This is a genomic window from Nonomuraea glycinis (genome assembly GCF_035920485.1).
Classification (GTDB): Bacteria; Actinomycetota; Actinomycetes; order Streptosporangiales; family Streptosporangiaceae; genus Nonomuraea; species Nonomuraea glycinis.
Map to the genome: position 1 here is coordinate 5,701,951 of NZ_CP109166.1, position 20,506 is coordinate 5,722,456.

Here is a 20,506-nt window from a genome sequence, read left to right on the forward strand (position 1 = left end):
CGTGCGGATCTTCGTCCCCGCGACGTTCCTGGTGCTGCTCGCGCTGGCCGTCGCCGCGCCCGGCCTGATCACCGGTGTGGACCCGCTGGCGGCCGATCCGCTGCGCGCGCTCGCGCCGCCGGGCGCGGACCACTGGTTCGGCAGCGACCATCTCGGCCGGGACGTGCTGTCCAGGGTGGTGTACGGCGCACGACACTCGCTCACCATCGGCGTCACCGCCACCGTGCTCGCCGTGACCGCGGGCGTGCTGCTCGGCCTGGCCGCCGGGCTGTCGCCCACGTGGCTGGACGAGACGCTGGCCCGCTCGTTCGACGTGCTGTCCACGCTGCCGGAGCTGCTGCTCGCGCTGCTGGTCATCGCCATCACCGGGCCGGGCACGGTCAACGTCATCGTGGCCATCGCCGTCGCGCAGATCCCGAACTACGCCCGGGTGATCCGCGCCCAGACCTTCGTGGTCCGCCGCGCCGCCTACGTCGAGCAGGCCGTCACGTTCGGCCGCTCCCGGCTCGCGATCACCGCCGGGCACGTGCTGCCCAACGTGCTCGGGCCGATCCCGGTGCTGGCCACGATCGGGCTCGGCACGGCCGTCATCGCCGCCTCCGGGCTCAGCTTCCTCGGCATGGGGCCGCAGCCGCCGGCCGCCGAATGGGGCGCGATGCTCTCCGAGGCCCGCAACTACCTGCGGGTCGCCTGGTGGGAGGCGCTGTTCCCGGGGATCGCGATCACCCTGACCGTCGTCTGCCTGACCGTGGTCGGGCGGCGCCTGCAGCGCCGTTTCGAAGGGAGAACGCCATGACCGTGCACGCCGCGCCACCCGCTGTCAGGACGCTGCTGGCCGCCGAGGACCTGCGGGTGAGCTTCGGCGGGACCGAGGTGGTGCGCGGCATCTCGCTGTCGGTCGCCCCCGGGGAGTGCGTGGCGATCGTGGGGGAGTCCGGGTCGGGCAAGAGCGTCACCGCCCGGTCGCTGCTCGGCCTCGCCGGTCCGGGCTCGGTCGTACGGGCCGGGGCGTTCCGGATCGCCGGGCGGGACGCGCTCGGGTTCGGACCGGGGGACTGGCGGCGGCTGCGGGGCCGGTTCGCCGGGCTGGTGCTGCAGGACGCGCTGGTCTCGCTCGATCCGCTGCGGACCGTGGGCGCCGAGATCGGGGAGGTGCTCGCGGTGCACGACGTGGTGCCGCGGGCCCGCCGTACGGAACGGACGCTGGAACTGCTCGCCTCGGTGGGCGTGCCCGATCCGGCGGCTCGCGCGCGGCAGTATCCGCACCAGTTGTCCGGCGGGCTGCGGCAGCGGGTGCTGATCGCCTCGGCCATCGCGGCCGAGCCCGAGCTGATCATCGCCGACGAGCCCACCACGGCGCTGGACGTGACCGTACAGGCGCAGATCCTGCGGCTGCTCGCCGAGCGCAAGGCCGGCGGGACCGCGCTGCTGCTGATCAGCCACGACCTCGCGGTGGTGGCCTCGATCGCGGACCGCGTCCTGGTCATGAAGGACGGCCGGACCGTCGAGGAGGGGCCCACCGGCCAGGTGCTGTCGGCGCCCGAGCACCCGTACACCCGCTCGCTGCTGGCCGCCGTGCCCTCGGCCGCCTCCCGTGGCACCCCCCTGTCGACCGCCCCACCCCTGGTGGGAGCCGGCGCGCGCACGGCGGCTGAACTTCCCCTGGTCGGGGGTGGCGTTCGTGCGGTGGGGGAGCCGCCGGGGATGGGGCGTGCGGTGGGGCGGGGCCGGCCGGTGCTCGCCGGGGTCGGGTTGTCGAAGTCGTACGGGGCGCGCACGGTGGTGGACGAGGTCTCCTTCGTGCTGCACGAGGGGGAGACGCTCGGCATCGTCGGTGAGTCCGGGTCGGGCAAGACCACGCTCGCCAGGCTGGCCCTGGGGCTGCTCGAACCGGATGCCGGGCGGGTCAGCCTGCACCAGCGCCCGTGGAGCGGCGTGCCGGAGCGCGGGCGGCGGCCGCTGCGGCCCAGGATCCAGCTCATCTCGCAGAACCCGCTCGACTCCTTCGACCCCCGCCACACCGTCGGCCGCCTGATCGCCGAGCCGCTGTCACTGTCGGTGCCAGCGTCGTTGTCGGCGTCGGCGTCGCGGTCGCGGTCGCTGTCGCGGGGCGAGCGGCGGGACCGGGTGCTCGACCTGCTGGCCCGCGTCGGGCTCGGCCCCGAGGTGGCCGGCCGGCACCCCAGGGAGCTGTCCGGCGGGCAGCGGCAGCGCGTCGCCATCGCCCGGGCCCTCGGCCCCCGCCCGGACGTGCTCGTCTGCGACGAGCCCGTCTCCGCGCTCGACGTCTCCATCCAGGCTCAGGTGCTCGACCTGCTCGCCGAGATCCAGGCCGAGTACGGCACCGCCATGCTGTTCATCTCCCACGACCTGGGTGTCGTGCATCACGTCAGCGACCGGGTGCTGGTCATGAAGGACGGCCAGGTGGTCGAGGAAGGCGACGTGGAGCAGGTGTTCACCCGCCCGCGGCATGCCTACGCGCGGGCGCTGGTGGCCGCCGTGCCCCGGCTGCCCGGGGCGCGAGACGTAAACGTGACTTGACGGTGCGTGAATAACCATTAGATTCCTACTTGTACAGTAGGAATCATAGGAAAGGGGAGGTCGTGCGAGCGCTCATTCTGCTCGGGCTGGTCGGCTTCGTGGCCCAGCTCGTCGACGGCAGCCTAGGCATGGCCTACGGCGTCACCTCGACCACGCTGCTGCTGGCCGTCGGCACCAACGCCGCGGCCGCGTCGGCCACCGTCCACCTGGCCGAGATCGGCACCACGCTGGCTTCGGGCATCTCACACTGGCGCTTCGGCAACATCGACTGGAAGGTGGTCGCCCGGATCGGCGTCCCCGGCGGGATCGGCGCCTTCGCCGGCGCGACCTTCCTGTCCAACCTGTCGACCGAGGTCGCCGCCCCGGTCATGTCGATCATCCTGCTGTCTCTGGGTGTCTACATCCTCATCCGCTTCACCGCCTTCGGCCTGCCGCGCGACAACCTGGGCAAGCCGCTGCGCCGCCGCTTCCTCGGCCCGCTGGGCCTGGTGGCCGGCTTCGTCGACGCCACCGGCGGTGGCGGCTGGGGCCCGGTCGGCACCCCCGCCATCCTGGCCAGCGGCCGCCTGGCCCCGCGCAAGGTGATCGGCTCCATCGACGCCAGCGAGTTCATCGTCGCCATCGCGGCCAGCGTCGGCTTCTTCATCGGCATCGGCTCGGAGAACATCAACTTCTCCTGGGTCGCCGTGCTGCTGATCGGCGGCGTCATCGCCGCGCCGATCGCCGCCTGGCTGGTCCGCCACATCCCGCCGCGCATCCTCGGCTCGGCCGTGGGCGGTCTCATCATCCTGACCAACGTCCGCACCCTGCTGCGCAGCGACTGGATCGACGCCCCCGGCAACGTCCAGACCGTGGCCTACCTCACCATCGCCGTCCTGTGGGCCGCCGCCCTGGCCTACTCGGTGCGGGAGTACCGCCGCCACAAGGCCGAGGAGACCGTGGAGGCGATCGAGGCCGATCTCCGCAAGTCCGAGGAGGAAACGACCTCCGCCTGACACCGGTGAGAATCTCCGCACGCACCCAGTACGCGCTGGGAGCCATGTTGGCCCTGGCGGAGGCAGGCGGCCCAGTCCACGCGGAATGGGTCGCCACCTCGCAGGACATCCCACGCCGTTTCTGCGACAACATCCTGCTCCAACTCCGCCGGGCCGGGCTCATCCACAGCCAGCGCGGCCCCGACGGCGGCTACTGGCTCGCCCGCTCGCCCGGGGAGATCTCCCTGGCCGACGTCATCCGCGTCACCGAGGGCGTCGAGCAGGCCGCCAAGCCGTTCCCCAAGGCAGCCGCGCCCCTCGAAGAGATCTGGGCGCGGCTGCACGACCATGAGCACACCCTGCTCCGCGAGATCACCCTCGCCGACATCATGACCTCCGGCGGCCCGCCGCCGTGACCGATCCGCCGGAAGGGCTCGGAAGGGCTCGTCAGCAGGACAGGTTGTCGCCCGGAGTGGTGCCGAGGATCTGCACGAACCGCTGGTAGGCGGTGATGCGGCTCTGCACCTGGGCGGGGTTCCTGCCGCCGCACTCGAGGCCGCCGTTGATGCTGCGGATGGTCTCGCCGAAGCCGGGGCCGTTGACCATGGCGTTGTGCGGGGTCATGGTGCCGGGGCCGTTCTGGGTGTTCCAGTACCACAGCGCGGTCTTCCAGGCCACGGCGGAGTCGGTCTGCACCAGATAGGGGTTGCCCAGCAGGTCGATGCCGAGGGCGTCGCCGGCGGCCTTGTAGTTGTAGTTCCAGCTGAGCTGCATCGGCCCGCGACCGTAGTAGGCGGACGTGCCGGCGGGGCAGCCGAAGGGCTGGCCGGGGTCGCAGTAGTGCGAGTAGTTGGCGGTGTTCTGCTCCACGATGTGCACCAGGCCGCCGGTCTCGTGGCCGACGTTGGCGAGGAACGCCGCGGCCTCCCGCTTGCGTACGGTGTCGCTGCCGGTCTTGGTGAAGCCGGGGTAGGCGCTGAGGGCGCTGGTCAGCCCGTTGTAGGTGTAGAAGGAGTTCCTGCCCGGGAACATCTGGTTGAACTGCGCCTGGCTCACCACGAACCCGGACGGGTCCGGCGGGTCGGTGGGGTCGGTGCCGCCACCGCAGGTGTACGGGTCCCAGTACCACGTGCTGATCGTCGGGTCGTAGCCCGGGTTGTCGTGCTCGGCCCGGTAGTACCGGCCGTCGGTGAACCGGACGATGGAGCCGGCGGGGTACCACGTGCCCGCCGCCCAGTTCGGGTGGTTGCAACCGGGGGTGGTCGAGCCGCCGCTGCAGCCGCCTTTGTCCGCCCAGACCGCCGCGCCGCCGGGGGTCTCGCCCTGCGTCCACCACAGGGCCGAGTAGTTGCGGCCGTTGTGGGAGACGGAGGCGCCACCGGTGTAGACGGCGCCGGAGTTCCACGCGGCGGCGCACGCCTCGGCGGAGGCGCTGGACATCGGCAGCGCGAAGGTCAGCGCGCCCGCCACCGCCGTAGCCGACATGGCGGCAAAAATGCGTTGTTTGTACACCCAATCACCCTCTCAGAATCTCTTAGGAAAGTTTCCTAAGAGATTGGTGCCTGACAATAGCCATGACTCATCGCCACAACAAGGCCCAAAAAAGCGGAGTCAGCCGGTGCTGTAGTGCACGGTCCACGCCGTGCCATCGGTGAACTCGGCGAGCACGCGCACCGGCCTGCCGGTGAGGTCGATGGCCTGGGTCCGGGGCGGGACGCTCTTCTCGGTGTAGACGGCCAGGTGGTCCGTGCCGTACCAGAACCAGATCTTCCCGCCCGCGGGCAGCGGCAGGGTGGACAGTCGCCGTCCGGTGGCGACGTCGATGACGCACGCGGTGTCGGTCAGGCCGGGGCACCCGGCGGCGAGCCGGCCCGCCGAGAAGTGCGGGGTCTCGCCGTCCGTCAGCGCGGCCTGCTCGATGGTACGGCGCACGCTGCCGTCCAGGGCGTGGATGCTGACCCGGTCGGCGCCGGCGGCGCGGGCGACCGTCCCCTCGTCCGGCCCCCACACGTAGTTCGCCTTGCCGGACTCCGGCGCGCCCTGCCGGGTCACGGTCGCGGTGCGCCCGGCGACGTCCACCAGGGCGAAGCCCACGGTACGGTTCTCGGCCGCGGTGTCGAAGACGGTCACCAGCAGCCGATCGCCCTCCTCGCTCCAGTTCGCGTTCCGCAGGGCGAGCGGCGGGTCGACCACGTGCACCCAGAACTCGCCGCCGAGGTCACGGTCGGTGAACCGGACCCCGCCCGCGTTCTCCGCGGCCAGTTGGGGGGACTCGTGGACGGCGGCGGTCCGGTCGCCGCCGGGGGAGATCAGCGGCAGCATGCGGCTGGTCGAGGGCAGGAAGGTGTCGCCGTCGACGGCACGCAGACCGGCGCTGAAGGCCAGCCCCTCACTCAGCTGCGTGCTGCCGTGCAGGAAGGAGGTCATCCGCATGGGGTCGGAGGGATGCTCGTGCAGCGTGGCGCCCAGCCCGGGGACCTTGACCGCGCGGGTGTCGGTGGCCAGCGGCCCGCTCGTGGCGCGGGTGACCGCCCCCGGCCTGAGCACGGCGAGGGTGACGGATCCCGCGACGAGCACGGTCGCCAGGGCGGCGGCCATGATCACCAGGCGCCGCCGGCGCGGGCCCGGTTCGCGGAACGGCACGGGAAGGGACGGCCACCTGTCCGGCTGGGTGACGGCGGCCCTGGTGGCTCCGGCGGTCAGCTCCTGCGGGGAGGTGGCGCCGGTGGCGGTCTCGGCCGGGCGGCCGAGCAGGTGCAGGAGCACCTGCCGGGCGGCGGGCCGGTCGGCCGGGTCCTTGGCCAGGCAGGCGGCGACCGCCTCGCGCAGGTCGGCGTCGAGGGGGCCGAGGTCGGGCTCGGCGTGCATGATCAGGTTGATGGTCGCGGGCAGCGCGCCGGTGCCGAACGGGGGCGTCCCCGTGGCGGCGAACACCATGGTGGAGGCCCACGCGAACAGGTCGGCGGCCGGCCCGCCCACACCGAGGCTGAACTGCTCGGGCGCCATGTAGGGCGGGGTGCCCATCAGGTCCTCGCCCGGGACGTCGGCCACGCCGGCGGGGCGGGCGATGCCGAAGTCGATGACGCGCGGCCCTTCCGGGCTGAGCAGCACATTGCCCGGCTTGAAGTCGCGGTGCACGACTCCGGCGCGGTGGATGGCGGCGAGCGCGGTGATGGTGCCCACGGCCAGCCGGTGCAGCTCGCGCCCGCGCAGCGGTCCACGGGCGGCCACCGCCTGCTGCAGAGTGGGGCCCTCGACGTACTCGCTGACCACGTAGGGCGCGCCGTCGGCCGTACCGACCTCGAGGACCTGCGCCGTGCAGAAGGCGGCGATCCTCGGCAGGATCTCGGCCTCGCGGCGCAGCAGCGCCGCGGCCTCCTCGTCGGGCGCACGCAGCACCTTGACGGCCACCGGGCGACCGGCCGGCGACTCGGCCAGGTAGACCACGCCCTGCCCGCCGGCGCCGAGCCTGCCGCGCACCCGATAGTCGCCGATCTTGACAGGGTCGTCGGGCAGCGACACGGCCGCTACCCCCTGGTGTAACGCATGTCGACCACCACGTCGTCGGACGCGTTGATCATGGCCAGCACCCGGACGGGCTTGCCCGACATTTCCGTCACAAAGATGCCGCGCTGCCCCTTTTTCACGGAGGCGGCCACGATCAGGTGGTTCTCGTCGTACCAGCCGTAGAAGCCCGCGCCCTTGAGGAGCGGCACGTTGTGCAGGCGGGAGGCGTCGGCCGTCTTCCAGACGCAGGCGGAAAGGACCTTGGCGCAGCCGCCGGTGACGAACTTCTCGCCCGAGGGGGAGAACCAGTCGGCCATGCCCTGGACCTCCCCGGTCCAGTGCATCATGCGGGTCGCCCGGCCGGAGTCCGCGTCGCGGATGCGCACCCCCTGTCCCCACTCGGCGGTCAGGAAACTCGAGATCACCGAGCGCCCGTCCGGTGTCCACCGGTACTCCGCGTGGTGCTCGATGGGCTTCACCCGGCCGTCCGACGCCTTGGCCGCCTGTTTCACCTCGCCGCCGTCGCCGGTCGGGACGAACCGCGCGGTCCGGGCCGCCACGTCCACGATCACGTACCCGGCCGTCAGGGGCACGTCCTCGCCGTTCATCGGCTCGATCCGCTGCGCCGTCAGCAGCACCCGCCTGCTGTCCCGGGACCAGGACAGCGTCAGGCTCTGATAGGGCGGACCCAGGGCCGGCACGCTGAAGCGGGCACCGGTCAGGCGGTCGACGAAGGACACGGCCAGATGGTCGTCGGTCGCCGCGTACAGGGAGTTGAAGGAGGCCAGCCAGCGGCCGTCGGGGGACTGCTCGGCCGCCACGGTGTGCGGGCCGACGTCGTTGAACGCGCCGGTCCGCGGATCGCGTACGTAGCGGCGGCTCTCGTCCACCCGGAACGAGGTCAGCCGGACCGGGTCGGCGGGGTTCTCGTAGGCGGTGCCGAGCCCGCCGGGCAGCGTCAGCTCGGTGCCGTTGGCCGGCGGGGTGGGCAGGGGGGAGACCGAGCGGGCCGACCACGAGGCCGTGGGGGCGGCGACCGTGGGCTTGGGGGTGGGTTCGGGCGCCGCCGCCAGCGTCAACGCGGCGGACGTGCCGCCGGCGACCAGGGCGATCGTCACTCCCGCGGCGGTGATCAGCAGGGCGCGGCCGGGCCGCCTGGGCGGCTTCGGGGGAGTGGCGAGGTCCGGCGGGGCGGCCAGGCCGGTCTCCTCGACCAGCCGCAGCAGCGCCTCCTCGGCGGTCGGGCGGGCGGCGGGGGCGTCCGCCAGGCAGTCGGCCAGCAGGTCGCGCACCCCGCCTTGGGGCACTGCGGCCAGACTGGCGGCGCCCTCCGCCATCCGCGCCAGCCGTTGCGCTTCGCTGTCGGCGGCGAACGGATCGCGGCCGGCCGCGGCGTAGGCGATCGTGGCGGCCCAGCAGTACACGTCGACGGCCATGACCGCACGGTCGGCGGCCTCGGCCTCGGCTTCGGCTTCGGCTTGGGCGGCTTCGGCTTGGTCGTTGGTCCGGAGTCGGGCGGTAGTTCGGGCGGTGCCGGAGGGGTGGGTCGGGCCGGTGGCTCGGGCTCGGCGGGCCGGTCGGTGGGGGTCCAGGTCCGCGTCGGTGCCGGTGCGTAACTGCTCGGGGGCCGGCCAGGCCGGCTGGTCCAGCCGGATCGGCGAGGTGTCGTGCGACCCGCCGACCTGATCGTGGATCTCCGGTACGGCGCACAGCAACCGGGGGCCGTCCGGTCCCAGCAGGACCCGGCTCGGCCGGATCCCGGCGGGCGCCAGTCCGGCGCGGTGCACGGCGGCCAGGGCCGTGACGGTGCCGATCGCCAGGCGGCGCAGCGCCGACTCGCCCGGTGGTTCCGCCGCGGACTGGCCGGCCAGCGAGCCGCCCTCGATGTGTTCGGTGACCACGAAGTCGGCACCCGAGTCGAGCACGGCGACCGTGCCGACGGGGGCCGCCTGCCGCATCCGCTCGGCCCATCCGGGGGCGGCGGGCCGCCGATCGGCCGGCCTGCCGTAGCGGCGCAGCACCACCGTCCTGCCGGAGGGCGCCACCGCCAGGTAATCCACCACGTCACAGCAGCTCACATGCAGCCTGCCGGTCAGCCGATAACCAGCCACCCGCTCCGGATCACCCGACCGCAGACCCCCGGCCCCCTGCCCACCGGCCGCCCCGTCCAGGGCCTCCGCCGATCTGACGTTGACGGTCTCCGGCTCGGTGGTGGTCCCGTTCGGGGGATCTGGGGTCACCGATCTGACGTTGACGGTCTCCGGCTCGGTGGTCCCGTCAGGGGGTTCCGGGGTCGCCGATCTGACGTTGACGGTCTCCGGCTCGGGGGGCTCGTTGTTCTGGGGGGTCGGGGGTTCGAGGTTCACGGTTTCCGGGTCCGGGCGTGGGGGGTTCATCGGGCCGCCCGGGCCAGGCGCAGGCCGGCGGTGTTGTCCTCGGTCGTCAGAGTGGCCAGGAGGCGGCGGTTGCCGTCGCGGAAGTCCATGGCGAGGAACTCGACCGGTTTCTTGTTCGGGTCAAGGATGATCAGGTGGTCGTCGTCGTACCAGCCCCAGTTCTCCGCGCTCTTGATCGTGTTCACGTACGTGGCGACCCGCGCGCCCGTCGCGGGGTCCCACGCGCACTGGGAGCCGCCGCTGGGGCAGTCCGTCATCAGCAGCCGGCCCGACGGCGAGGTCAGCGCCCGGCCGATGCTCGCCCCGGTCCACGACATCGTCCGCACCTGTCGTCCTTCCAGATCACGAATGCGCAGGCCGGTGTCGGAGCCGCCGGTGTAGGTGACGGCCACCTGGTCGCCGGAAGGCATCCAGCCGAACGCGCCGGAGCCCTTGTGCCGCCGCTCGTCGGTGTCCACCGTACGGACCGCGCGGGTGGCCGCGTCCACCACCGCGAACCCGGTCGGCGGCCGGTCCTTGCCCTTCGCGGTCAGCGTGAGCAGCAGCCGCGACGACCCGCGATCCCACACCGGTGAGATGGATCGCTTCGGCACCCGGACGGTGAACCGCTCGCCGCTCACCCGGGCGATCAGCGTGAGCTCGGTCTTGGCCAGCAGTGCGTACCAGGAGCCGTTGGGCGCGGCGGCCACGTCATCGGCTCGCACACCCGCGTCGACGAACTCGCCGTTCTTGCCGGAGCGCAGCCAGGTGCCGCGCTCGTTGCGGTAGGCCACGATCCGCTGCAGGTCGTCGGGGTGTTCGTGGAGGGTCAGGCCGATGCCGTTCGCCCGCGTCGTGGTGGCCGGCGACGGCAGGGTGGCGGGGCCGCTCGCGGTCGCCGACAGGTCGGGCAGCGAGACCGTCGGCACCACCGCGGCGGCGGGCGTCGTGACCACCCGCTCGGCGACCACGTGACCCGTGACGGCGGCGGCCACCGCCACCGCCACGCCGCCGGCGGCCAGGGTGGCCAGGGCTGCCGGCACGGGCCAGGGTGTCCGGCGGGGCGCGGCCGGCGCCTGGTCGCCCATGACCGTCCGGGTCGAGTGCCCGACCAGCCGCAGCAGCACCTCGCCGGCCTCGGGCCGCTGGGCGGGATCCTTGGCCAGGCACGCCGCCACGATCGGGCGCAGGTGTTCTTCGAGCGCCTCCAGTCCGGGCTGGTGCTGGGCGACGCGGTTGACGGTGGCGGCCATCGACTCGCCCTCGAAGGCGTGCGCGCCGGTGGCGGCGAACAGCAGGGTGGCGGCCCAGGCGAACACGTCCCCCGCCGGCCCCGCGATCCCTCCGGTGACCTGCTCGGGAGCCGTGTAGGCGAGATGGCCGAGCGCCCGCGTCGCCACCTCGGCCGAGTCGGCCGTACCGAGACCGGACAGGCCGTAGCCGGTCACGGTGATCCCGTCCGCGTCCACGAGCACCGTGCCGGGGCGCAGGTCGCCGTGCGTGACGCCGCGCTGGTGCAGTCCCACCAGGGCCGAGGCCATCGCGATGCCCAGCCGGTGCAGCGCCGGCCCGGGCCACGGGCCGGCCCGAGCCACGACCTCCTGCAGCGGCGAGCCCGTGACGTGCTCACTCACCAGGTACGGCCGGTCCGCCAGCACCCCGGTGGCGATCACCCGGGCCAGCGAGGGGGCGCTGACGTCGGTCAGCGAGGCGGCGATCGTCTCGAAGCCGGCCGATCCGGCCTGCATCCAGGCGATCTCCACCTGGGCGTCGTCAACGGCCCGAGCCAGGAACACCAGGGCGAGGTCGTCCTCCCGCAGCCGCCCCAGCAGCGAGAACCCGCCGATCTCCGTCGGATCGGCTGGCTGAAGAGAACCGATAGTGGTCATTGCCTCGGCGATTTCTTCGACAGTTGACGGCCCTGATTATCGGCTACCGGCCTCGAAGGACGAAAGATCCACCATGTAACTTTTCCAGTGTAATGCGGTGGTGTCACCCAGTGGCCAAGGATTTCATGCAAAGCTAGTAGGAAAAGTTGACTTTGTGAGCCCTCGCGCGATAGGTTCTCGGCATGAGTCAGGGTCTCAACCTCATCAGACGCGCGCACGTGGACTTCGGTCGCGTCGCCAGCGCGCGATGTCGTTGATCAGGAAGGCGCCCCACCCGGCGTGACCGATGCCGCTCACGCTCTCCCCGACCTCCGCTGCCCGCGCATGTCGCTGATCCGTGAGGACCACCCCGTGACCGCTCTCCGGCACGTTCCGCCCGCCGGCCCGCCCGTGCGCGCCGCCTCGCAAGCGGATCCGTACCCAGGTGACACCCACTGGTACGACCTGCCCGACGATGACGCCGAGCCGGAGGAGCGGACGGCCGAGGTCGTCTCCCGGTGGCGCTTCTGGCGGACCGTCCGCGACTGACCCCCACCTTTTAGGTAGACGTGCCGGATAAATCCGGTACGTCCCCCACTCATGCAAGAAGGGCCATTCCTCATGTCATCATCCACACCGCGGTCGACGATCGCGGCCGGCGTCGCCATGCTCACCGTCGTGGGGCTCCTCGGCGCCTGCGGTGGCGGTGGAGGTCCAGTTCAGCAGGCGAGCACCGACGGCAAGCCCGTGTACGGCGGCACCCTGACCTACCTGGAGCACCAGCCCCCGACCTGCCTCTACCTGCCGGCCGCGGGCTTCTATCCCAACGGCGGCATCCTCAACCAGATCACCGACAAGCTCACCTGGCAGAACCCGAAGACGCTGGAGATCGAGCCCTGGATCGCCACCAAGTGGGAGGTCGGCAAGGACGCCACCGAGTACACCTTCCACCTGCGTGACGGCGTGACCTTCAGCGACGGCACCCCGCTCGACGCCGAGGCCGTCGCGGCCAACTTCGACGTGTACGGCCTCGGTGACGACAAGCTGAAGCTGCCTGTCGCCGAGTTCGTCAACAACTACAAGCGCAGCGAGGTCGTCGACCGCCTGACCGTGAAGTTCTTCTTCGACAAGCCCTCGCCCGGCTTCCTCCAGGGCACGTCGGTCATCGGCGCGGGCCTGGTCTCGAAGAAGACGATCTCGCTGCCGTACGAAGAGCAGTGCCAGTTGAAGAACATCGCCGGGTCCGGACCGTTCACGGTCAAGAACCAGGTCATCGACAAGCAGATCGACCTGACCGCCCGCAAGGACTACAACTGGGCGCCGAAGTCGTCGCAGCACCAGGGGCGCGCCTACCTCGACGAGATCAAGGTCATCGTGACGCCCGAGGACAACGTGCGCGTCGGCGCGCTGACCTCCGGCCAGGCGGACTTCGTCCGCTACGTGCAGGCCTACGACGAGGAGACGGTCAAGAGCGCCGGCCACACCATCTACGCCGAGCCGACCAGGGGCGTCAACAACGGCCTGTACCTGCGGCCGGGCAACAGCATTTTGAAGGACCTCGACGTCCGCAAGGCGCTGCAGGCCGGGACCGACGCCAAGGAGGTCGTCGACACCCTGTTCACGCCCAGCTATCCGCTCGCCACCTCGGTGCTCAGCCATCTCGCCCAGGGCTACGTGGATCTGTCCAAGGAGCTCGCCTACGACCCGGCCAAGGCCAACGCCCTGCTCGACAAGGCCGGCTGGGTGCGCGGCGCCGACGGCATCCGCGCCAAGGACGGCGTGAAACTGCAGCTCGGCGTGTTCGTCGCGGGCCCGCAGCCGCTGTCGAAGCAGACCCTGGAGCTGATCGGCCAGCAGTGGGCCAAGCTCGGCGTGAAGCTGGAGATCCGTCCCGCCGACGCCGGCACCCAGGCCGTGGACATCAAGGACGCCGAGAAGACCGCGCTCGCGCACACCATGGTCGGACGTGCCGACCAGGACGTGATCAAGAGTCAGTTCCACAGCGAGAACCGCGACGTCATCCTCTCCCAGGACGAGAAGCTGGACCGGCTGCTGGAGCAGGAGTCGGCCGAGCCCGACACCACCGCGCGCAACGCCAAGGTCGCCGAGATCCAGCGCTACGTGATCGAGCAGGGCTACACGATCCCGCTGTTCGAGGAGCCGCAGGTGTACGGCGGGGCGCCGCACGTGCACGGGGTCGCGTTCGAGGCGGTCGCCAGGCCGGCGTTCTACTCGGCCTGGAAGTCGAACCAGGACTAGAGATGACCAGATATCTCCTGTCCAGGGTCGGGCAGGCGGCGCTCGTCCTGTGGGCCGCCTTCACGGTCGGCTACATCCTGCTGCAGTTGCTGCCGGGCGACTCGGTCCTGATCAAGTTCCAGAATCCGGAGCTCGGGCTGTCGCCGGAGCAGATCGCGGAGATCCGCGCGTACTACTCGGGCGGGAACCCGCCCCTCGTGGACTACCTGCACACTCTGCTCGGCTTCGCCCGCGGCAGCTTCGGCTACTCGATCGACACCGGCACCCCCGTGGTCGAACGGCTGGCCGAGGCGCTGCCGGAGACGGCCAAGCTGGCCTCGGCCGGATTCCTGCTGGCGGTGCTGATCGCCCTGGTGATCGCGTTCGCGGCCGGCTACAGCAGGACCTCGTGGATCAGGGGCGCGCTGCTGTCCATGCCGTCGCTGTTCGTGTCGGTCCCGGTGTTCTGGCTGGGCATCGTGCTGATCCAGGTGTTCTCGTTCCGGCTCGGCCTGGTGCCCGTCATCGGGGGCAGCCCGGCGCAGCAGCTCATCCTGCCGGTGCTGACGCTGGCGGTGCCCATCTCGGCGCCGATCGCCCAGGTGCTCGCCCGCAGCATCGACCAGGTCTACACCCAGCCGTTCGTGCCGGTGGTCGTGGCCAAGGGCGCGTCCCGGTGGTGGATCCTGTGGCGGCATGTCGCCAGGAACGCGGTGCTGCCGACGCTGACCATGGCGGGGCTGACGATCGGCGAGCTGATCGCGGGCTCGGTCGTGACCGAGACGGTGTTCGGCCGCAACGGCATCGGCCGGCTGACCGAGCAGGCCGTCAACGCGCAGGACACGCCGGTGATGCTCGCCATCGTGGTGCTCGCCGCGACCGTGTTCGTGCTGGTCAACCTGGTCGTCGACCTGCTGTTCCCGGTGCTCGACCCACGACTTGAGGTGGCGGCGTGAACAGGCCGAAGATCGGACTGGTCCTCGCGTGGCTGGTGATCGGCGTCGCGCTGCTCTGGGCCGTCGTGCCGGGCGTGTTCACCGGCCACGACCCGATCGCCGGCGTGCCGGCCGAGAAGCTCCAGGCGCCGAGCGGGCAGCACCTGTTCGGCACCGACGCCGTGGGCCGCGACCTGTTCGCCCGGGTGGTGCACGGGGCCGTGCACTCCCTGTCGGGGGCGTTCGTGGCGGTCGGCGTGGGCCTGCTCCTCGGCACCCTGCTGGGGCTGCTGGCCGGGTCGGCCGGCGGCCTGCTCGACGACGCGATCATGCGGTTCGTCGACGTGCTGCTGTCGGTCCCCGGACTGCTCCTGGCGCTGACGGTGATCATTCTGCTCGGTCCCGGCACGGTCAACGTGGCCATCGCGGTCGGGATCGGCTCGGTCGCGGCGTTCGCCAGGCTGTCCCGCGCCGAGGTGGTGCGGGTGCGGCGCACCGACTACGTCGAGGCCGCGTTCGGCAGCGGCGGCCGGTACACGACCGTGCTGCGCCGGCACGTGCTGCCGAACTCCCTGGGCCCCGTCATCGCGCTCGCCGCCCTGCAGTTCGGGCTGGCGATCCTGGCCATCTCGACGCTCGGCTTCCTCGGGTACGGCGCGGAGCCGCCCACCCCGGAATGGGGGCTGCTCATCTCCGAAGGGCGCAACTATCTGGCCACGTCCTGGTGGCTGACCTCGCTGCCGGGCGCCGTGGTGGTCTCGGTGGTGCTCGCCGCCGGCCGCATCAGCCGCTCGCTCGGGGCCGACCTCGGAAAGGACCGGGCATGAGCCTGCTCGACGTACGCGATCTCGCGGTCTCCTACAACGGCAGGCGCGCGGTCGAGGGAATCTCCTTCACCGTGGAGCCGGGCGAGACCGTCGCCGTCGTCGGCGAGTCGGGCTCCGGCAAGTCGACCACGGCGCACGCCATCATCGGGCTGCTGCCCGGGAACGCCACCGTGGACCAGGGCCAGATCCTGCTCGGCGACACCGACCTGGCCACCTGGTCCGCGCGGCGGATGGAGTCGGTGCGCGGCGTGCGGATCGGCCTGGTCCCGCAGGACCCGGCCAACTCGCTGGACCCGGTCAAGACCATCGGCGCCCAGGTCGGCGAGGTGCTGCGCATCCACCGGCGCGGCGACCGCCGGACGATCGCCCGCCGGGTCGTCGACCTGCTCACCCGCGTCGGCCTGCCGGAGGCGGAGGCGCTGGCCCGCAGATACCCGCACGAGCTGTCGGGCGGGATGCGTCAGCGGGTGCTCATCGCCATCGCGATCGCCCTGGAGCCCAGCCTCATCATCGCCGACGAGCCCACCAGCGCCCTGGACGTCACCGTGCAGCGGCGCATCCTGGACCTCATCGACGATCTGCGCACCGAGTTCGGCACGGCCGTGCTGCTGGTGACCCACGACCTGGGCGTGGCCGCCGACCGCTCGGACCGGCTGGTTGTCATGAAGGACGGCCGGATCGAGGAGCAGGGGCCGAGCGCGGCCGTGCTGGCCGATCCGCGGGCCGCCTACACCAAGCAGTTGCTGCACGACGCGCCCGCCCTGTCGGTGCGCGAGTTCAGGACGGCCGAGCCGCCTGTCCGCGAGCCCGCCATCGTGGTCCGGGACCTGGTCAAGGAGTTCCCGGCCAGGCCCAGTGCCGTCTCCCGTGCCGGGTCCCGCGCCGTCTCCCGCGCGGTCGACGGGGTCTCCTTCGAGGTCGCGCACGGCACCACGCACGCGCTGGTGGGCGAGTCCGGATCGGGTAAGACCACCACGGCGCGGATGGTGGTGCGCCTGACCCGGCCCACGTCGGGGACGGTGGAGATCGCCGGCGCCGGTCCGGGCCGGCTCTTCCGCCGCCATGTGCAACTCGTCTACCAGAACCCGTACGGCTCGCTGGATCCCCGGCAGTCCGTCGCGGAGATCGTGGAGGAACCGCTGCGTAATTTCCGGCTCGGCGACCGCGCCGCGCGCCGCGCGCGCGTCGGCGACCTGCTGGAGCGGGTCGCGCTGCCCAAGGACCTGCTCACGCGCAAGCCGCGCGAGCTGTCCGGCGGGCAGCGGCAGCGGGTGGCCATCGCCCGCGCCCTGGCCGTCGAACCGGAGGTGGTGGTGCTCGACGAGGCGGTCTCCGCCCTCGACGTCACCGTACAGGCGCAGATCCTCGACCTGCTCGAACAGCTCCAGCGCGAGCTGGGGCTGACCTACCTGTTCATCTCGCACGACCTGGCGGTGGTCCGCCAGATCTCGCACACCGTCTCCGTCATGAACCAAGGAAGAATCGTGGAATCCGGAAGCACATCACAGGTCTTCACCGACCCAGTACATGAGTACACCCGCGAGCTGCTGGCGGCGATCCCGGAGCCGGTGCGATGAGGCTGGGCTTCTTCAGCCGGCTGCTCGACGACGTGCCGCCGGGGGAGCGCTACCGGCTGGCCGCCGAGCAGATCCGGCACGCCGAGGCCGCCGGGTTCGACTCGGCGTGGGTCGCGCAGCACCACTTCGACGGCACCGAGGGCGGCCTGCCCGCGCCCCTGGTGTTCCTCGCCCACGTCGCGGCCGTGACCAGCCGCATCCGGCTCGGCACGGGCATCATCACGCTGCCCCTCGAACACCCGGTCCGGGTGGCCGAGGACGCCGCGGTGCTCGACCTGCTGACCGGGGGCCGGCTGGAGGTGGGCGTCGGCAGCGGCGGCACGCCGTCGTCGTTCACCCCCTTCGGCCACGACAGCGCGAACCGCTCGGCCGTCTACGCCGAGCACCTGGCCGTGCTGGTCAACGCCTGGTCCGGGGCGGACCTGGGCGCGGGCAACCGGCTCTACCCGCCGGCGCCCCGGCTGCTCGGCGCCATCTGGGAGGCGACGTTCTCGGTCGGCGGCGGCGCCCGCGCGGGCCGGGCGGGCAACGGGCTGATGCTGTCGCGCACCCAGCCGCGCCCCGTGGACGATCCGCAGGCGACGCTGGCGCGGATCCAGCGGCCCATCGTGGACGCCTACTACGAGAACCTGCCGCCGGGCGTCGCCCCGCGGATCATGGCCTCGCGGACCGCGTTCGTGGCCGACAGCCGGGCCGAGGCGCTGCGCTACGCCGAGCTCGGCCTGGGCCGGGGCAGGTTGCCGTTCGAACTGCCGGACAGCGACCTCGACCAGCGGATCGCCGCGTTCGACGTGCACGTCGGCACGCCGCAGGACGTCATCGACAGCCTGCGGGCCGACCCGACGCTGGAGCGGGTGACCGACCTGGTCTTCCAGGTGCACTCGGTCGACCCGCCGCACCCGCTCATCCTCCGCTCGATCGAACTGCTGGCGACCGAGGTCGCGCCCGCGCTCGGCTGGACGCCACGGCCCGCCGCCACCGAATGGAGCACGACATGATCATCGATGTCATCGACCACCTGGCGGGCGTCGCGCCGAACTCGCCCCTGGACCGGCTGCGCGACCGGCGGCCCGACGCCCGCGAACACGCTCAGCGCAGCTACGACGCGCTCTTCTCCCCGGACTCCGAGGACGAGGTCACCCTCGTCGAGCGCGACGCGGTCGCGGCCTTCGTCGCCGGGCTGCACGGGGACGAACCGGTCGCCGCCTTCTACGCCGAACGGCTGGCCCAGCTCGCGCCGCACCTGGCCGAGCCGGTCCAGGCCGAGATCGCCGCCGGCCGCACCACCGGGCCGTACGGGGTCTACCCGGACGCGGCGCCGGCCGGCGAGAGCGACGAAGGGCTGCGCTACCAGGCGCGGCACGCCGACCTGCTGGGCGTACGGCTGGCCGCCGCGTTCGAGCACGCGCACCTGCTCGTGTTCCGGCCGCGCGAGGCGCACCGCAAGGCGCTGACCGCGCTGGCCGACGCGGGCTGGAGCACCACCGGGATCGTGACGCTCTCGCAGCTCGTCGCCTTCCTCAGCTTCCAGGTACGACTCGTCGCCGGCCTCCGGGTGCTCGGCGCCTCCCCGAAGGGATCCACGGCATGAGCGGCTTCACCCAGGACCGGATCGGCTGGCGGCCGTGGCTGACGCCGCTGGCCGAGCGGGAGCTGACCGACGAGCACTACGAGGCGCTGGTCGACAAGGCCCGCGCCGCCTCGCCGTACTTCCTGCTGCTGGCCCGTGACCCGCGGATCCTGCACGCGCGGACGCAGACCGACAACGACATCTTCTACAACACCGACGGCGGGCTGCCGCGCGCGGAGCGTGAGCTGGCCGCGACCGCCACCTCGCGGCGCAACGGGTGCGTGTTCTGCGCCTCGGTGCACGCGCGCTTCGCCAGTCACTACTCCAAGCGGCCGGACGACGTGCAACGCCTGCTCGACGAGGGCGTCGACGCGCCGCAGGACGGCAGGTGGCGGGCGATCATCGACGCCTCGCAGGCGCTCACCGCGACCCCCGCCGAGTTCGGCGCCGAGCACGTCGCCGCGCTGCGCGCCGCCGGGCTGGACGACCTGGCCATCAGCGACACCATCCACGCCGCCGCCTTCTTCAACTGGGCCAACCGGCTCATGCTCTCCCTCGGCGAGCCCGACACCGAGGAAACCGGATGACGACCGACCGCGATCCCGGCACGGGGGAGACACGATGACGACCGACCGCAAGCCCGACACGGGGGAAGCCCGATGACCGACGCGCACCTTGACCACCTCGTCTACGCGGTCCCCGATCTCGCGGCGGGCGTCGCCGCGTTCGCCGAGCGCACCGGGGTCACGCCGGTCGCCGGTGGCAGCCATCCCGGCGGTACGGCCAACTACCTGGTGAGATTCGGCCCCGCCACCTACCTGGAGATCATCGGGCCGGACCCGGCGGCGGAGCCGGGCACCCGGCCGCGCGCCTTCGGCCTGGAGACGCTCGACACGCCCAGGCTGGCCGCGTGGGCGATCCGCCCGGACGACCTCGACCAGTCCGTACGCAAGGCCCGCGAGCAGGGCTACGACCCCGGTGACGTACAGCCGCTGTCGCGGCGCACCCCCGCGGGCACGCTGCTGGAATGGCGGCTCACCCGGCGGGAGGACCCGGCGGCGGTCCGGCCGGTGCCGTTCCTCATCGACTGGGGCGCCACGTCCCACCCCGCCGCCTCGGAGCTGCCGCAGGTGGGCCTGACCTCCTTCACCGCCGTCCATCCGGAGCCGGCGGCGCTGCGCCGGGATCTGGCCGCGCTCGGCGTCCTGCTCGACGTCGTCGAAGGGCCCGAGGTGGCCCTGCGGGCCGTCCTCGACACCCCGCGCGGCCCCGTCACCCTGTAACGAGAGAGAGACCATGAGCACTCTTCGCGAGTATCTGTCCCACAAGCGCGCCGCCCTGCTGGCCCGCCGCGCGGCGCCGGACAAGGGCCTGGTGCCGCTGCACGCGCATGTCACCGCCGAGGGGCGCAGCGGCGTCCGGCGCATCAGGATCCGGGACTTCCAGATCCTCAGCGACAGCGGCCCCGACTTCGCCGGCTACGACCTGGGGCCCGGCTCGCCGGAGCTCCAGGCGGGCGTGCTGGGCAGTTGCGTCACGCACATCTTCCTGATCAAGGCGGCCGAGCTGGAGGTGCCGATCGACTCGCTGGAGGTGGACGTACGCGCCGAGTACGACCCGGCGGCCCAGAAGCCGGGCAGCACCGGCATCCCGGTGCATCCGCAGAACTTCAGGTATGAGGTGCTGCTGGACTCGCCCGCCTCGGACGAGAAGCTGGCCGAGCTGCACGCCGAGGTGGAGCGGGTCTGCCCGATCCTCAACCTGATCCGCAACCCGCAGCAGATCAGCGGCTCGCTGGTACGCGTGTCGTCCTCTCGCGCCTGACAACCCACTTTCATGCACGCCGCCGCGAGCGACACGGGGGCCATCAGGCTGTACGAGTCCCTCGGTTTCCGGCTGCGGCGTACGGCGACGTTCCTCGCGGTACAGGTGCCCGAACCCCCCAAGGGCGTCGTTGACGATTTTTTTCCGGACATAACTAATTTCCGATGAAATTTGCCAATGGATCTAGACGGACCGCATGACCTGGGTGACAATCCGAGCGTCAACTGAAGATCGAGGAGACGTCGTACGAGGTCGCATGGTGTCTCCGGC

General features: G+C 72.1%; 18 protein-coding genes. 14 read left to right on the forward strand and 4 right to left on the reverse strand.

Going from position 1 to position 20,506, the window contains the following annotated elements; genetic code table 11:
* The first annotated feature begins 1 nt into the window (after position 1).
* The 4 genes from OHA68_RS26820 to OHA68_RS26835 all read left to right on the forward strand — a co-directional run bounded on the left by OHA68_RS26820 (position 2) and on the right by OHA68_RS26835 (position 3,931).
* Positions 2–796, forward strand: coding sequence for an ABC transporter permease (locus tag OHA68_RS26820; protein WP_327102716.1), 795 nt, complete (start codon positions 2–4; stop codon positions 794–796).
* Positions 793–2,541 carry an ABC transporter ATP-binding protein gene (locus OHA68_RS26825; RefSeq protein ID WP_327102717.1) on the forward strand — a complete coding sequence of 583 codons (1,749 nt, stop codon included), beginning with the start codon at positions 793–795 and terminating at the stop codon, positions 2,539–2,541. Before OHA68_RS26820 ends, OHA68_RS26825 begins: the two co-directional genes overlap by 4 nt.
* A gap of 62 nt (positions 2,542–2,603) precedes the next feature.
* The gene (locus tag OHA68_RS26830; RefSeq protein WP_327102718.1) at positions 2,604–3,536 is read left to right on the forward strand and encodes a sulfite exporter TauE/SafE family protein; all 933 of its coding nucleotides are present in this window, start codon (positions 2,604–2,606) and stop codon (positions 3,534–3,536) included.
* Positions 3,537–3,541: 5 nt separating this feature from the next.
* Positions 3,542–3,931 (forward strand): RrF2 family transcriptional regulator, encoded by a 390-nt coding sequence (locus OHA68_RS26835; protein ID WP_327102719.1) that lies wholly within the window; start codon positions 3,542–3,544, stop codon positions 3,929–3,931.
* A gap of 31 nt (positions 3,932–3,962) precedes the next feature.
* Here OHA68_RS26835 and OHA68_RS26840 read toward each other — a convergent pair whose 3' ends face one another.
* The 4 genes from OHA68_RS26840 to OHA68_RS26855 form a co-directional block, all read right to left on the reverse strand.
* Positions 3,963–5,000, reverse strand: coding sequence for a glycoside hydrolase family 19 protein (locus tag OHA68_RS26840; protein WP_327102720.1), 1,038 nt, complete (start codon positions 4,998–5,000; stop codon positions 3,963–3,965).
* Positions 5,001–5,126: 126 nt separating this feature from the next.
* The gene (locus OHA68_RS26845; RefSeq protein WP_327102721.1) at positions 5,127–7,037 is read right to left on the reverse strand and encodes a serine/threonine-protein kinase; all 1,911 of its coding nucleotides are present in this window, start codon (positions 7,035–7,037) and stop codon (positions 5,127–5,129) included.
* A gap of 5 nt (positions 7,038–7,042) precedes the next feature.
* Positions 7,043–9,388, reverse strand: a complete 2,346-nt coding sequence (locus tag OHA68_RS26850; RefSeq protein ID WP_327102722.1) for a hypothetical protein — start codon at positions 9,386–9,388, stop codon at positions 7,043–7,045.
* 26 nt (positions 9,389–9,414) lie between these two features.
* Positions 9,415–11,286, reverse strand: coding sequence for a serine/threonine protein kinase (locus tag OHA68_RS26855; RefSeq protein WP_327102723.1), 1,872 nt, complete (start codon positions 11,284–11,286; stop codon positions 9,415–9,417).
* Between the two features lie 279 nt (positions 11,287–11,565).
* Here OHA68_RS26855 and OHA68_RS26860 point away from each other — a divergent pair, with 279 nt between their 5' ends.
* The 10 genes from OHA68_RS26860 (at position 11,566) to OHA68_RS26905 (ending at position 20,236) form a co-directional block, all read left to right on the forward strand.
* Entirely contained in the window at positions 11,566–11,814 is a 249-nt protein-coding gene (locus tag OHA68_RS26860; protein WP_327102724.1) for a hypothetical protein, read from the forward strand.
* 72 nt (positions 11,815–11,886) lie between these two features.
* Positions 11,887–13,524 (forward strand): TIGR04028 family ABC transporter substrate-binding protein, encoded by a 1,638-nt coding sequence (locus OHA68_RS26865; RefSeq protein WP_327102725.1) that lies wholly within the window; start codon positions 11,887–11,889, stop codon positions 13,522–13,524.
* Positions 13,525–13,526: 2 nt separating this feature from the next.
* Positions 13,527–14,459: an ABC transporter permease gene (locus tag OHA68_RS26870; protein WP_327102726.1), complete on the forward strand. Its 933-nt coding sequence runs from the start codon at positions 13,527–13,529 to the stop codon at positions 14,457–14,459.
* Entirely contained in the window at positions 14,456–15,265 is an 810-nt protein-coding gene (locus tag OHA68_RS26875) for an ABC transporter permease (RefSeq protein WP_189139620.1), read from the forward strand. Before OHA68_RS26870 ends, OHA68_RS26875 begins: the two co-directional genes overlap by 4 nt.
* Complete coding sequence (locus tag OHA68_RS26880; protein WP_327102727.1) at positions 15,262–16,842, forward strand: ABC transporter ATP-binding protein; 1,581 nt, start codon at positions 15,262–15,264, stop codon at positions 16,840–16,842. Before OHA68_RS26875 ends, OHA68_RS26880 begins: the two co-directional genes overlap by 4 nt.
* On the forward strand, positions 16,839–17,840 hold the full coding sequence (locus tag OHA68_RS26885) for a putative FMN-dependent luciferase-like monooxygenase (RefSeq protein ID WP_327102728.1): 1,002 nt from the start codon (positions 16,839–16,841) through the stop codon (positions 17,838–17,840). The genes OHA68_RS26880 and OHA68_RS26885 overlap by 4 nt, the downstream gene beginning before the upstream one ends.
* Entirely contained in the window at positions 17,837–18,433 is a 597-nt protein-coding gene (locus OHA68_RS26890) for a CMD domain protein (protein WP_327102729.1), read from the forward strand. Before OHA68_RS26885 ends, OHA68_RS26890 begins: the two co-directional genes overlap by 4 nt.
* Positions 18,430–18,999, forward strand: a complete 570-nt coding sequence (locus tag OHA68_RS26895; RefSeq protein WP_327102730.1) for an alkylhydroperoxidase domain protein — start codon at positions 18,430–18,432, stop codon at positions 18,997–18,999. Before OHA68_RS26890 ends, OHA68_RS26895 begins: the two co-directional genes overlap by 4 nt.
* Before the next feature lie 72 nt (positions 19,000–19,071).
* Positions 19,072–19,695: a VOC family protein gene (locus tag OHA68_RS26900; RefSeq protein WP_327102731.1), complete on the forward strand. Its 624-nt coding sequence runs from the start codon at positions 19,072–19,074 to the stop codon at positions 19,693–19,695.
* A 13-nt stretch (positions 19,696–19,708) separates the two neighbouring features.
* Positions 19,709–20,236 carry an OsmC family protein gene (locus tag OHA68_RS26905; protein ID WP_327102732.1) on the forward strand — a complete coding sequence of 176 codons (528 nt, stop codon included), beginning with the start codon at positions 19,709–19,711 and terminating at the stop codon, positions 20,234–20,236.
* Positions 20,237–20,506: the final 270 nt, after the last annotated feature.

What these genes read in the sequence shown, in the direction of transcription:
- OHA68_RS26890 (WP_327102729.1), top strand. Translation starts at nt 17,837, where the DNA reads ATGATCATCGATGTCATCGACCACCTGGCGGGCGTCGCGCCGAACTCG.
- OHA68_RS26895 (WP_327102730.1), top strand. Translation starts at nt 18,430, where the DNA reads ATGAGCGGCTTCACCCAGGACCGGATCGGCTGGCGGCCGTGGCTGACG.
- OHA68_RS26900 (WP_327102731.1), top strand. Translation starts at nt 19,072, where the DNA reads ATGACCGACGCGCACCTTGACCACCTCGTCTACGCGGTCCCCGATCTC.
- OHA68_RS26855 (WP_327102723.1), bottom strand. Translation starts at nt 11,286, where the DNA reads ATGACCACTATCGGTTCTCTTCAGCCAGCCGATCCGACGGAGATCGGC.
- OHA68_RS26870 (WP_327102726.1), top strand. Translation starts at nt 13,527, where the DNA reads ATGACCAGATATCTCCTGTCCAGGGTCGGGCAGGCGGCGCTCGTCCTG.
- OHA68_RS26840 (WP_327102720.1), bottom strand. Translation starts at nt 5,000, where the DNA reads ATGTCGGCTACGGCGGTGGCGGGCGCGCTGACCTTCGCGCTGCCGATG.
- OHA68_RS26825 (WP_327102717.1), top strand. Translation starts at nt 793, where the DNA reads ATGACCGTGCACGCCGCGCCACCCGCTGTCAGGACGCTGCTGGCCGCC.
- OHA68_RS26865 (WP_327102725.1), top strand. Translation starts at nt 11,887, where the DNA reads ATGTCATCATCCACACCGCGGTCGACGATCGCGGCCGGCGTCGCCATG.
- OHA68_RS26880 (WP_327102727.1), top strand. Translation starts at nt 15,262, where the DNA reads ATGAGCCTGCTCGACGTACGCGATCTCGCGGTCTCCTACAACGGCAGG.
- OHA68_RS26905 (WP_327102732.1), top strand. Translation starts at nt 19,709, where the DNA reads ATGAGCACTCTTCGCGAGTATCTGTCCCACAAGCGCGCCGCCCTGCTG.
- OHA68_RS26885 (WP_327102728.1), top strand. Translation starts at nt 16,839, where the DNA reads ATGAGGCTGGGCTTCTTCAGCCGGCTGCTCGACGACGTGCCGCCGGGG.